The organism is Ignavibacteria bacterium, from assembly GCA_025612375.1.
Classification (GTDB): domain Bacteria; phylum Bacteroidota; class Ignavibacteria; order Ignavibacteriales; family SURF-24; genus JAAXKN01.
On the sequence record JAAXKN010000004.1, the window covers coordinates 146363 to 158670 of the forward strand.

The following is a 12308-nucleotide window of genomic DNA, read 5'->3' on the forward strand; positions in this document are numbered from 1 at the left end:
AAAAAAGGGTACTTACAATTAATCATATAATTTGTCCGAATATCCGCAAGGTACAAAGAAGGTTCTACTTACGTTTTGATGAAAAGCAGCATTAGACGTGACGGCTGTCACAAGATTATCGGTGGAATTCGGGGGGGAAAGGTGTGTTTGTCAGGATTTATTTAAGCTGGATTTAAGAAACTCCTTCCTGAAACTAAATATTCTATTAAGCTTCTTTTTAATTACAATTGCATTCATTATTCTTCCGATCAGTCCTAATGGAATTGCGTAATGCACTATGTCTGTCATCTCAACCCCTTCATTAACCTCACGGAAAATGTGCTCGTGGTGCCAGAGCTTGTAAGGGCCGAATCTTTGCTCATCAACAAAATATTCATAGTCTCTTACGTGGGTTATTTCAGTTACCCAGGTGACATATATCAGGGGGAATATTTTAATGCGGTATATAATAATCTGCCCGGGGTACATTTCTCCGGGCAGAATAGACTTGATCTTGAAGTCCAGTTCGGGAGGAGTCATTATCTGAAGGTTCTTCGGATCAGAGAAAAATTCCCAGCATTTGGTTTTGCTGACTGGTAAAACCTTCTTTGTTTCGAACCTGTAGACCTTCATATTATTCCCTTGATAATAACCTTAATAAATAAATATTCCTGCCCATTTTCATGGATCTTATTTCAAAAGGAGGAGCTTCCTGCTCTCTGAGAAATTACCCGCCTGCATTCTGTAGAGATAAATTCCGCTTGCGGCACTTTGTCCTGAATTATCCCGCCCGTTCCACCTTACGCTGTATATGCCCGGCGTATGCTCTGAATTTATGAGCGTTGAAACAACCTGTCCCAAAAGGTTGATTATATCAATCCTTACAGTTGAGCGCTCTGCTATCTCGTATGTTATTGTGGTTGTCGGGTTGAAAGGATTGGGATAGTTATCCATAAGCCTGTAGCTGAAATGTTTCTGAAGCCCTGTTTCATCTTTGACGTCCGTAACAGCCTGCCCGAAGACCTGGAGCTCAAGAAGTGAATAGCCCCACTCTGTTGCACGCTGAATGCCGTACATCCTTACATAACGAGCATTCATGGAACAGGCAACTGCATCCAGGCCGCCGTCACTGTTGGTCTCGTATTTTACTGTAGTCCAGTTTTGCCCGTCTTCAGAGAGGTTGATTTTATACTGCTTCCCGTAGGCGGCTTCCCATTGAAGCACAACCTGCTCAATCTTATATACGTCCTGAAGGTCAACGGTAATTGACTGCGGATCGCTGAAGGCAGAGGACCACCTTGTGGACAAGCTTCCGTCAACGGCATATCTGCCGCCCAGCTCGGGCTTTTCAACAGATGTTACTGTAACAGGCTTCCCAAAGGCCAGGTTCTTGGGCGGCTCGGGACTGACAGTTAACTGCGTCTTGAATGAGTTATTACTCTCCACGCATTCGTCAACCGAATTGTCGTAATCTGCTGTGGCCTCAAGCGTAAATGTGCCGGTATTTCCGGCTGTCCAGCTGTATGAGCCTTCAGGCCCGCCGTCGGCCCCAATAAGAGCCATGCCGCCAGCCGGAACAGGGGCAGAATAGTTCGTGCTCCAGCTTACTTCTTTTCCATCAATCTTAAAAAGAACCTTTATCTTCGTGTCTTTACTTGTTGCGCCGGTGCCCTGATTCATAACAGTTGCAAGGAACTGGACCTTTTCTCCCTTGAGCGGATATCTGGGAAGAGTTCTTATCCCGGTAATAACAAAATCAGGCTTTTTTACTCCGCTCTGCATCTGGAAGCTTCCTTTTAGTGGGAGGTTATCCGACGAGCCGCCTGCCATGACGTTAAACGTGCCCGGTTCCACGGTAAAAGAACTGTCGGCTTCATTGTAATAATAAAGCTCATCATTTGTAATTGTAAAGGTGACCGTCTTTTTTTCTCCGGGTTCAAGCGTAATTCTCTTAAATCCTCTCAGCTGTTTTACAGGCATTTCCACAGCCGACTGAGTGCGGCTTAAATACAGCTGGGGCACTTCGTCGCCCGCTCTTTGCCCGGTGTTTGTAACGTCAAGGCTTACTGTTACCGGTTCTCCGTATGAAGGATTCGCCGGGCTGATGACCAGGTTGCTGTAACCAAATGTTGTATAGCTCAGGCCATATCCGAAGGGGAACAGGGGAATGAAACCTTTTTTATCGAACCAGCGGTAGCCGCCGCCATAGTCATTCGTGAAGTCATCATCCCAGGCCGGAAGCTGTGAATCTGTCTTTGGATAAGTAACAGGCAACTTGCCTCCCGGATTGTAATCTCCAAAGAGCACCTCTGCCAGTGCGGTGCCTCCTTCCTGTCCGGGATAGAAGGCATAGATTAAACCTTTTATTTTGTCAATTGACTGGTTAAGCCCGCAGATTCCTCCGCTGAAGAGTACAACAATAACATTTTTATTTACTGCAGCCAGCTCATTTATAAGATCCTGCTGCTTTCCCGGAAGCTCTATTGAACCCGTAGCCCTGTCCATGCCTTCGCTTTCCTGGCTGGGATCCAGTCCGCCGCAGAAAATAACGACGTCGGACTGCATTGCATAAAGCTTTGCCTTTGCAAAGCCGTCGGTATTGCTGCTGTTGATGTCGCAGCCCCTGGTAAAAAGTATATTTGATGCGCCGAATTTATTCTCCAGGCCGGCTTTGGGGCTGACTGTATAGAAAGGAGAAACATACGCGCTTCCGCCTCCGTCAATCTGCATAACATCGGCGCTTGGCCCGATTAAAGCAATTGTTTTTATTTGAGATTTGTTCAAGGGCAGTATATTGTCCTGGTTTTTCAGGAGCACCATTACTTTCTTTGCCGCCTCAACTGTGAGATCTTTATGAGCCTTGCTGTTTACATCATCCGGATTTCCCACCGGATAGTAATTCATCATGCCCGACAGGAATTTTGTCCTGAGAACCCTCCGTACGGCTTCATTAATTGCCGATTCGGGTACGGTCCCTTTCTTTACAAGATCTGCCAGGCCGGTATATAGCGTCGATCCCATTTCAATGTCGCAACCTGCCTTAATAGCCTTTCCGGGATCCCAAATGGAGCCCCAGTCGGATACAACATAATAAGGGAAGCCCCATTTTTCTTTTAATATGGTTGTAAGAAGGTTATGGTTTTCAGCGCTTTTTTCACCATTTATTAAATTGTATGCGTTCATGACCGAAAAAGCTCCGCCCTGCTGGACGGCTGTTCTGAAATAAAGCCCGTAATATTCCATAAGCATTCTCTGGCTTACGCTAATATTGTTGGTAAGTCTTCCGTTTTCCCTGTGGTTGGCGTTGTAATGTTTAATTGTTGCAAGGCATGGCGTCATCTGAATTCCCTTAACGGCAGCAGTGGTTATCTGTGCATCCAGGTACGGATCCTCGCCGCCGCTTTCAGCGCTTCTGCCATTTCTGGGATCACGGTTGAGATCCATTGCAGGTCCAAGAGCCTGATGCTTTCCCTTGCCCCGGAATTCTTCTCCCATTGCAGTTCCAAGCCTCTGAACAAGATCCAGGTCCCAGCTTGCGGCCATTGCAATTCCAACAGGAAAGCATGTGGCATTGCTGCCGTCACGCACTCCATGAGGGCCGTCTGCCATAATAAATCCCGGGACGTTAAGCCTCGCATTATCCGCGGTATTAAAGCCTCCTTCCTGATGGAGCTGAAGTATTTTTTCGTCCAGTGTCATTTTATTAAGAAGAGAATCTATCCTTTCTTCAAGAGTCTGTGCTGAAGAAAATGAACTGAAAACACTAATAAAACAAAGAAAGAAAAGAAAAGTAAAGCCGGGGCGGGAAAAGTTTTTCATTATCCTGATTCCTTAAAATTATACGGCCAAATTTTAGCTATATAACCTGCCATATGCAAATAAAAAATGAGAGATAAAGATGGATGTAATCGGATCTTTATCTCTCACCAGATTATTTCGCTGCCAGTCAGAATATATTCAAAAATCTGATTGTCCGGCATTTCCCAAGATTTAATTACTGAAAAGTAAACGGACAGGGGGAAGACTGGACAAATGTTTTGTTATTGTTTGCATTATCAAGAGCATTCTTCAAAGCTTCCTGATAAGTGCGGATTGCGCCGCTATTAACAGTGTAGCCATTTGATCCTAAGGAACTATTGGCCTCATTCATAAGCGCATTTATAGTTATAAATCCCAAACTGTTTGCACCATTGACTCCCGGAGCATACACCAGTGCATTGCCGCTGACCTTACCATTAAAGACGTTTAATTCCATGGCTGCAAGCTGGGCAGAGAGCATATAAGCCATATTTGTGGCAGTGGCGCTTAGTAACCAGGTACGGAACTCAGCATAAGTAGAAGGGTTAAAATCCGAACCGTTGGCATTGCGTAAGTTTAAGCCGCTCAACATGGAAAGATCGCTCCCGTCAATTAGGCCCATGCCGTTTTTATTTGACCAGAAGCCGAGCGTGAGCCCGCCGCCTGCTCCCAGGCAAACGTTACCGAATTCTGCCAGTCCGGTGCCGCCATCAGCTATTGTCAGTGTAACAGAGGTGGATGTAGTATGCATCCAGCTGGTTTCAATTGGTGTAAATTCAGTTACAGTATAGCTCCCGGGTTCCACTGTAAGGCTTACGGGTGTATAGCGTATATAGTCGAAGCCATCAGTTATCTCAACCTTCCAGCCCGTCAGATTCTGGTTGTCATCATTAATGCCGTTAACATTTGCGTCATAGAATTTAATAACCTGCAATTCCGCTCTGGGCGGCAGGCTGCCGCTTATTACTTTGAAATTATCGGTTTTACTCAGGTCCGGATCAAAATTGCGTACTGAACTAACCCATACCTTATATTCTCCGCCAGAGTTAGGAGTGTTATCATATCCTGTGGTATAAGGTGGGGTGTTGTTGCTTCCTGTTCTTAAAATAGCCTCAAGCTGATAGCACTGGTCAAACTCACCGTTTGTTACATGTATCGGCAGTGAGTCCTGCAAGCCAAGACTGGTTCCAAGCAGAACAGCTCCGCTGGGGTCAGTTACCTGGCAGTAATAATATCCGTCTGGCAAACCTGCGGCCCCCGGATGGGCTGGTCCGCCATTTAGATATACATCTCCCTACGAGAATTTTCAGTACAGGAAGTGAGAGTATTCTAGGCAAAATTAATTCTTCCTAAAGCATAAAAATATTTGCATGAATTCCAGTACGGATTTTCAGATTGTTTTATGCGGGTGCGGAACTTTTGGAACAATGGCATATTTATTTGCGTCAATTGTATTCAGATTCTGTTGTCTTTCTTTATGTAAAATTATTTATCTTTGAAAAGCCTGAATAATCTTTCCTGCAGAAAAGCCGCGGGATAAAATAATTTTACAAATTTTGAGACAAATATTGAGGAGCAGAACTATATGAAAATGTCAGATATCCCTTTTGGCATTACAGACTGGTCAAAAATCGATAAGACAGAGCACAAAGGGGCCACAGGATCTGCTTACTGGCACACGCAGCAGTTCGGAGACCTTCGCGTACGCATGGTCGAATATACACCGGGCTACCTTGCCGATCACTGGTGCTCAAAAGGCCACATCCTCTTTTGCCTTGAGGGGGAACTTATAACCGAGCTCGCAGACGGAAGAAAATTTACACTTACTCCCGGAATGAGCTATCAGGTTGCAGATAATGAGGAGGCTCACAGGTCCTTTACACAGACCGGAGCCAGGCTGTTTATTGTGGATTGATGATGAATGTTATACAGGCACATGCAGACAAATTCTGATCTCCTTTTTTGTTAGGATTTTTCATACCTTTGAAACGTCTAAAGAATGATGGATTGATAAAAGGACTATAAAAAACATGATTCTAACCAGCAATATCGGCCGGGAATTCAGGGAGAAACTGGCATTGAAATACAGTGCCGTCGGACTATATCACGATAAGAATGTGCCGCAGGATGCACTCGGGCTGAAGAAGCCCGGTCAGGGATGCATCATGCCTTTCATATTCCAGAGTGCAAAGGGAAAAACGTTTGCCTTTAGCGAAAATACGATGGGATTTGCCTGCTCGGCATTTTACTTCGGATACAAGGACTGGATTTTCCCGGGCATTGAGAACTTCCTTTCATCCGGACCGTTTCCAGGAAGGGAATGCGAGAGGTTCGTAAAGACTCCGGAGCTTACAAAAAAGTATCTTGAAGATATCAGGATGGAAAAGAAAACCGAAGGATACACAATACTAAAGCCGCTTGAAGATTTTACTGAAAATGAAACTCCTGAGACTGTCGTCTTCTTTGCAAATGCTGACCAGATCAGTGCACTTGTATTTCTTGCCTATTATGACGCCCCTGAAAAAACGGACCGCGTTATTACAAGATTCGCCTCAGCCTGTGCCTCTGCCGTCATGATGCCGCTTCAGTACCACCTGAAGAACGAGGATAAAGCTGTATGGGGAATGCATGATATCTCGGCGCGTGCTAAACTGCCCAAAGATCTGATGACATTTTCTTTGCCGTTTAACTTTCTCACTAAGATTTATAAAAACCTGAATGAAAGTTTTATCACAACTCACCAGTGGGATAATATCCGTCAGAGAATTATTAAAGGAGACACACAGGAAGATTAATCCCTGTTATAATTTGAAATATATGGACAAAAGCCCGGAATCAGATGATCCGGGCTTTTTGTTAAATACTGAATGGCTGTGAATGTATGTGTTTTATGTTATTACTTATTTACGGTTTCCATCTCTGCTGCACATTGCTTCTGTGCTTTACTGCGCGCAGTCAACCATTTTCTTACAGGCACATCATAAAGTTTGAAACTTGCGTAAGCAATAGCAATTGAAGACCCCAGTAATAGAAGAGCCACAGGCCATGCTTTTAGCATAGGAATTTTATTATCAATTGCCCATGCCGTAAAGATATAGATTAAAGGATAATGAATAATGTATATGGGGTATGATATGTCGCCTAAAAACCTGCACGCTTTCTCCATATATTTCCCCTTTACTTCTCCGCTTGCACCCATGTAAACGATAATTGGGAAAAGGAAAATAATTGAGAGTGAATCATAAAGCCCGTTCATCCAGAGGTTCTCGCTTCCTCCTACCCTCGGGAATGAAAGAATGGCTATTACCATTAGACTGCACCATAAAAACGCATTTTTGACACTCCCGGGCTTAATTATTCTGGATAAGAGTAGTCCTGCGAAGAATGGGTATAGCAGACGCGTCATTCCGATCCTGAACTGAATTGGATCTAAAGACCACCCTCCTATTACGTCCCCGTTTGGACCCGTTACAGCCAGATGTATGGTCAGGCATGCGGCCAGAAATACCAGAATGGAAAGCACCCTGTTTGAGAATTTCCTTATAAAAAGGGCGTACAATATATTTGCCACATATTCAAAGAAAAGCGACCATGCAGGACCGTTTAACGGATGCATCTCAGCCCAGCCTCTTATATCCATTGATGCCGGTAACGGCAGAAGTGTAAAACCAACGAGCATGACCAGGAGCAGTTTCCAGAGCGGGACACTGCTGATCTGGGGGAAGAGAATTGGAGAGGCGCTGAAATAAAACCCTATTGCCCCAATCACCATTCCGACAATTATCATCGGGTGAAGCCTTATAAGCCTGCGCTTAAAGAAGTCTTTTAATGTCATTTTTCCCCAGCGGTCATCATATGCATAGCCTATTACGAAGCCCGATAATACAAAGAAAAAGTCAACGGCAAGATATCCGTGGTTAATTATCTGTTTTAAGTGATTGCCTTCTGAGAAGGCTTCAAACAGATGGAATATTACTACCATTACTGCTGCTACGCCGCGCAGCCCGTCAAGGATCTGATAATGGCTTTTGGAATCTGAAAAAGAAGTATCCTGGGTGGTTAAAGAATTCATGAGTCTCTGAGAATTTTTTATATAAACCGGTAATTAAAGAAGAATTTGGAAATTCTATCCACAAAAATAGCAGAAAGTTGCGAAATAACATAGCACGTTTGCAGCCTGATGCCTGTTTGAATAGGTCAGACGGGAAATAAGTAATTTTACTTTTGGATGAAAGAAAAATCTATATGGCAGCAGCGGGTTTGTTTATTGAAGTATTATGGAAGGATTTTTGAAAAGAAAAAAGGCCGCATATTGTGTATGCGGCCTGTAAATATTAAAGAGTCAGTAGTATGAACATCTGCGCTACGAGCACTCTTAGGAACATTGCCAGCGGGTAAACAGTGGCGTAAGCCGTTGACTGTGCCTGCACAGGAGCCATTGAATTGGCAAATTCAAGTGCCGGCGGATCTGTCATTGTACCGCTTATCAGCCCGCATATCTTCAGATAATTAAATTTCATCAAACGTGCTATGATTGAAATTATCATTATGGGGAAGAATGTGATAGCAGCTCCGTAAAGCATCCACCAGTAGCCGCCGTTCCAGATCGTGCTGAAGAAGTTTGCGCCGGAGAGCAAACCCACGCTTGCAAGGAAAAGAACAATGCCTACTTCTCTCAGCATCATGTTTGCCCCTGGAGTCATGTAGAAATCCATCTTGCCTACTCTGCCCTTGTAGCCAAGCAGAATAGCAACAATCAGCGGACCTCCGGCCAGACCAAGCTTTGCCGGAGCAGGCAGACCGGGAATGAAAACCGGTATGCTGCCAAGGATGATGCCTAAAAATATTCCGATAAAGACCGGTACAGTATTAGGTACCGATAATTCTTTTACTGAATTTCCAAGCTCGTTCCTGATATCAGTCAGAAGATCTGTTTTTCCTACTATTCTTACCGTATCGCCGAATTCCACTGTCGTATCCAGTGAGGGAAGTATTTCCATTCCCGCTCTGAAAATGCGTGTTATATTGGCTTCATAACGGCGGTAAATACCAATCTGCTGTATCGTTTTACCTGCATATTTCCTGTTGGTTACAAGAACGTTGGTCATCGATAAGTCTCCCCTTATCTCACGCTTTTCCTGTATTGCAACTTCACCGATCTTCAGGCTGAGATTTTCAAAGTGGTTTTCTGTTGATACTCCGTAAAGTACATCCCCTTCTTTGATTATTTCGCTGTTTATACCGATTAGAAACTGATCGCCGCGCTTTATACGCGAAATAACAAGCTCCTTGTCGATTATGGTTTGTATGTATTCGATCTTCTTTCCGAAAAGCTGGGGATTAGTGACGCAAATGCTTACACTTTCAAGCTTTGTAGTCATACCTTCAAGATTCTTTGTATAACTTTCAGCTTCATCCTTTACTTTTATCCTGAAAAATATCCTTACAAGTATCATTGTAAGAATGATTCCCATAACACCGAAGGGATAAGCTACTGCATAACCCATGCCTGAGAGACTAGCAGCCTGAGCCCCGGTCTTTGAGAATTCATGGAGAACCTGCTGTGTTGAGCCGAGACTTGGAGTATTTGTTACGGCTCCGCACATAATGCCGGTTGCAAGAGAAGGAGGAAGACCGTAAATCTTATAAATGCCGAAGGTTATTGCAAGGTTCAGTAAAACAATTGAAGCCGCAAATAAGTTAAGCTTTAACCCTTCGTTTTTGAATGTTGAAAAAAAGCGCGGACCTATATCGAGTCCGATTGAATAAACAAATAAAATCAAGCCGAAATCACGTGCGAAACCAACTACGGCTTCATTGGCACGTGCTCCCAGGTGCGCAATCAGCAGCCCCGAGAAAAGAACCCCTGCAATGCCAAGCTTTATATTTTTTATTTCAACTTTCCCAATAATTACACCTGAAAAAGCAGCAAGACAAAGATAAAGAATCGTCGATGCAGTGTTTTGTGTCGTTAGTAATGTGTAAAGAAAACTCATAATTGTTAATGGTATCTGGTTATTGAATAAATGTAAATTGACTTTTTTAGCAGCAATCACTCATTTCTGTAAATGAATGATTATAAAATAATACAGAAGAAAACTTATTAGATCCGTCTAATAAGCATTCAGAGCCTGTTATTATTTGATAATCATAAACTATTATGTGTGCGCTTTCAGGAATGCTATGTGAGTTAAAGCAGATAATAACCAGGAACACATACATTGCCAAATATCAAACCACTATTCATGAAATCTGATTTCAAAAATAGAGAAAAATTTCCTTATTGACAATCCGGCATGCAATTAATAACTGGCGCAGGACCATAAAAATCAACAAAAAGCCCTTTAAAGTTGAATAAGGCAGAGTTTGAATTCAGGCAGTAGCATTAAATCCCTCATGGAATTCCACCGCTCCATGAGCAGAATATTTCCCGAGAGGAAGGGCCATGAAGTACTCCTGCGGGACCCCCTCAAAAGTTAATTCCGGAATGTTTCTGAATCCGAAGCGCTGATAGTAGTTCGGGTCACCCACTAAAACCACTCCTTGGGCTCCCATTTCTTTCAAAATGGATAAGCCCTCATGCATAAGTGCTTTCCCGATCCCTTTCCTGTGCATCTCCGGAAGAACGGATATTGGGCCAAGACCATACCAGCCATCGCTTCCATCGGAGATTGTAACGGGGGAGAAAGCTATATGGCCAATAATCTTATCTTCAGATTCAGCTACAAGTGAAATGGTGAGTACGCCGGCATCGCGCAAAGCCTTAATAATGAACTGTTCAGTGTGCGGGCTTAATGCAAGGGTTGCAAAAGCCAGCTTGGTAACATTCGTTATTGCTTCAAAGTCGGATTCTCTTTCTTTGCGGATGATCATTTTAACCCCGGTTAATTTTACTTGTAGTATTATTGAAAAGTTGAATTAAAAATACTAAACACATTATATCATTATCAAGCTGGTCTCAGGCTTTTTTTATTTTTTGAAAGCAGAATGCATCCGCATTAACAGATCTCACGGCATAAATACGCGGTGGGAAAATGCGTGTATGTAAATTAATGTACATTGAAACTCGGATTGTGAATATATATATAATTTGTTGTCATCTTATAGACGGAAAGAACTGGTGGAATTTACTTTCCGAAAGTGAAATGACTCTCAGGAGGAAGAATGCGAATTAGTCTAAATGCGGCGGGTTTTTCACTGTAAGATGCATACCTGCTCTAATGCAGAGGATTAAATTCATTGTTCTTTAATTTTTTGAAGGAGGATTTATGAGACGTATTATTTCAGGTTATCTGTCTTTAGCCGTTCTTTGTTCTTTTATTTTCATCGCATGCAGTAAGGATGCCGAAATGCCGACTGCAGTAAGCCAATCCGGAACAAGCAGCGGTACCGTTACATTAAATAAAATTGCATATGGCGCTCAAACCATAGTAGCAACGGACTTAAATCAGCCCCGAGGACTCATTTTTGGTCCGGATCAAATGCTCTACGTTTCTGAATCGGGTACAAAAGGGTGTATATCAACCGTAGGACAATGCGAACAGGTGCCTCCGCCAATAGGACCTTATCTGGGCGGACACAATGGAAGCATAACAAAAATAAATCTATCCCAGGGCCAGTCAAAACTAAATACAAATTTTCCTTCAACCCAGACCGCTCCTGCTTCAGGAGGTGAAATGACTTCAATCAGCAGCGTAGCCTTCTATCAGGGCAGTCTTTATGCACTTCTCTCCGGAGCAGGCTGCTCCCATGGCCACCCGGAAGTACCCAATGGAATACTTCAGGTCAACAGTGACGGCTCATGGAAAGAGATTGCCGATATAAGCAGCTTCCTGAAGTCCCATCCTGTAGCAAATCCTGAAGCCGATGATTTTGAACCCGACGGCGACCTTTACAGCATGATAATGCTCGACAATTACCTCTATTATATTGAATCAAATCACGGTGAACTTGACAGGTATAACTTTAACACGGGCAGTATTGAGCGCGTTGTGGATATATCTGAAAGCCAGGGACATATAGTTCCGACAGCAATTGCATATAAAGACGGGTTTTTCTATGTCGGGAACTTAACTACCGTTCCTTATCCCGTCGGGGCGGCTAAAATCCTTAAGATAAGCCTGGACGGACAGAGTCTAAGTACTTATGCCACGGGATTTACAACCATACTGGGCCTTACATTTGACTCCTCCGGAAACCTGTTTGTCCTTGAAACATCAATAGGCAATGGGCAGCCCCCGTTCTTCGCTGCAAACACGGGAAAGATAATGCGTATTGCAAACGGGGACGTGAATAATGTTTCTGAAGTAACAAGCGGGCTGAATTTCCCGACAGCAATGACATTAGGGCCCGACGGCAACCTGTATGTTTCAAATAACGGCTTTGCCAGTGCCCCGGGAACAGGCCAGGTTGTAATGGTAAATATCAGCACCGGCGGCACCTGCAATGGCGGCCAGAAGATAGCAGGCAAATAAAGTTTTTACAAAATGATATACAGACTGGAAATGAATGAAGAAATAGTGCACAGTTGT

9 protein-coding genes are annotated in these 12308 nt (G+C 43.6%); 3 read left to right on the forward strand and 6 right to left on the reverse strand.

Features of this window, described 5'->3' with window-relative positions; translation table 11 throughout:
• Positions 1 to 150: 150 nt before the first annotated feature.
• The 3 genes from HF312_04795 to HF312_04805 form a co-directional block, all read right to left on the reverse strand.
• Positions 151 to 612 carry an SRPBCC family protein gene (locus tag HF312_04795; protein MCU7519511.1) on the reverse strand — a complete coding sequence of 154 codons (462 nt, stop codon included), beginning with the start codon at positions 610 to 612 and terminating at the stop codon, positions 151 to 153.
• Positions 613 to 669: 57 nt separating this feature from the next.
• The gene (locus HF312_04800; GenBank protein MCU7519512.1) at positions 670 to 3798 is read right to left on the reverse strand and encodes a T9SS type A sorting domain-containing protein; all 3129 of its coding nucleotides are present in this window, start codon (positions 3796 to 3798) and stop codon (positions 670 to 672) included.
• Between the two features lie 175 nt (positions 3799 to 3973).
• A complete protein-coding gene (locus HF312_04805) occupies positions 3974 to 5023 on the reverse strand; it encodes a hypothetical protein (GenBank protein MCU7519513.1) in 1050 nt (349 codons plus the stop codon).
• A 339-nt stretch (positions 5024 to 5362) separates the two neighbouring features.
• On the opposite strand from HF312_04805, the gene HF312_04810 reads away from it, so the two are divergent.
• Together HF312_04810 and HF312_04815 are read left to right on the forward strand one after the other, a co-directional pair.
• The gene (locus tag HF312_04810) at positions 5363 to 5692 is read left to right on the forward strand and encodes an ectoine synthase (GenBank protein MCU7519514.1); all 330 of its coding nucleotides are present in this window, start codon (positions 5363 to 5365) and stop codon (positions 5690 to 5692) included.
• Positions 5693 to 5807: 115 nt separating this feature from the next.
• Positions 5808 to 6572, forward strand: coding sequence for a DUF169 domain-containing protein (locus HF312_04815; GenBank protein ID MCU7519515.1), 765 nt, complete (start codon positions 5808 to 5810; stop codon positions 6570 to 6572).
• Between the two features lie 101 nt (positions 6573 to 6673).
• On the opposite strand, the gene HF312_04820 is transcribed toward HF312_04815, so the two are convergent.
• The 3 genes from HF312_04820 to HF312_04830 form a co-directional block, all read right to left on the reverse strand.
• Positions 6674 to 7849: an acyltransferase gene (locus HF312_04820; GenBank protein MCU7519516.1), complete on the reverse strand. Its 1176-nt coding sequence runs from the start codon at positions 7847 to 7849 to the stop codon at positions 6674 to 6676.
• 262 nt (positions 7850 to 8111) lie between these two features.
• A complete protein-coding gene (locus HF312_04825) occupies positions 8112 to 9773 on the reverse strand; it encodes a putative transporter (protein MCU7519517.1) in 1662 nt (553 codons plus the stop codon).
• Between the two features lie 376 nt (positions 9774 to 10149).
• Complete coding sequence (locus tag HF312_04830) at positions 10150 to 10650, reverse strand: N-acetyltransferase (protein ID MCU7519518.1); 501 nt, start codon at positions 10648 to 10650, stop codon at positions 10150 to 10152.
• A 395-nt stretch (positions 10651 to 11045) separates the two neighbouring features.
• Between HF312_04830 and HF312_04835 the strand changes: the two genes are divergently transcribed.
• Positions 11046 to 12251: a ScyD/ScyE family protein gene (locus tag HF312_04835; protein MCU7519519.1), complete on the forward strand. Its 1206-nt coding sequence runs from the start codon at positions 11046 to 11048 to the stop codon at positions 12249 to 12251.
• Positions 12252 to 12308 lie beyond the last annotated feature (57 nt).

Coding starts and splice junctions, on each gene's coding strand:
- HF312_04795 (MCU7519511.1), bottom strand. CDS start 612: ATGAAGGTCTACAGGTTCGAAACAAAGAAGGTTTTACCAGTCAGCAAA.
- HF312_04800 (MCU7519512.1), bottom strand. CDS start 3,798: ATGAAAAACTTTTCCCGCCCCGGCTTTACTTTTCTTTTCTTTCTTTGT.
- HF312_04810 (MCU7519514.1), top strand. CDS start 5,363: ATGAAAATGTCAGATATCCCTTTTGGCATTACAGACTGGTCAAAAATC.
- HF312_04815 (MCU7519515.1), top strand. CDS start 5,808: ATGATTCTAACCAGCAATATCGGCCGGGAATTCAGGGAGAAACTGGCA.
- HF312_04820 (MCU7519516.1), bottom strand. CDS start 7,849: ATGAATTCTTTAACCACCCAGGATACTTCTTTTTCAGATTCCAAAAGC.
- HF312_04825 (MCU7519517.1), bottom strand. CDS start 9,773: ATGAGTTTTCTTTACACATTACTAACGACACAAAACACTGCATCGACG.
- HF312_04830 (MCU7519518.1), bottom strand. CDS start 10,650: ATGATCATCCGCAAAGAAAGAGAATCCGACTTTGAAGCAATAACGAAT.
- HF312_04835 (MCU7519519.1), top strand. CDS start 11,046: ATGAGACGTATTATTTCAGGTTATCTGTCTTTAGCCGTTCTTTGTTCT.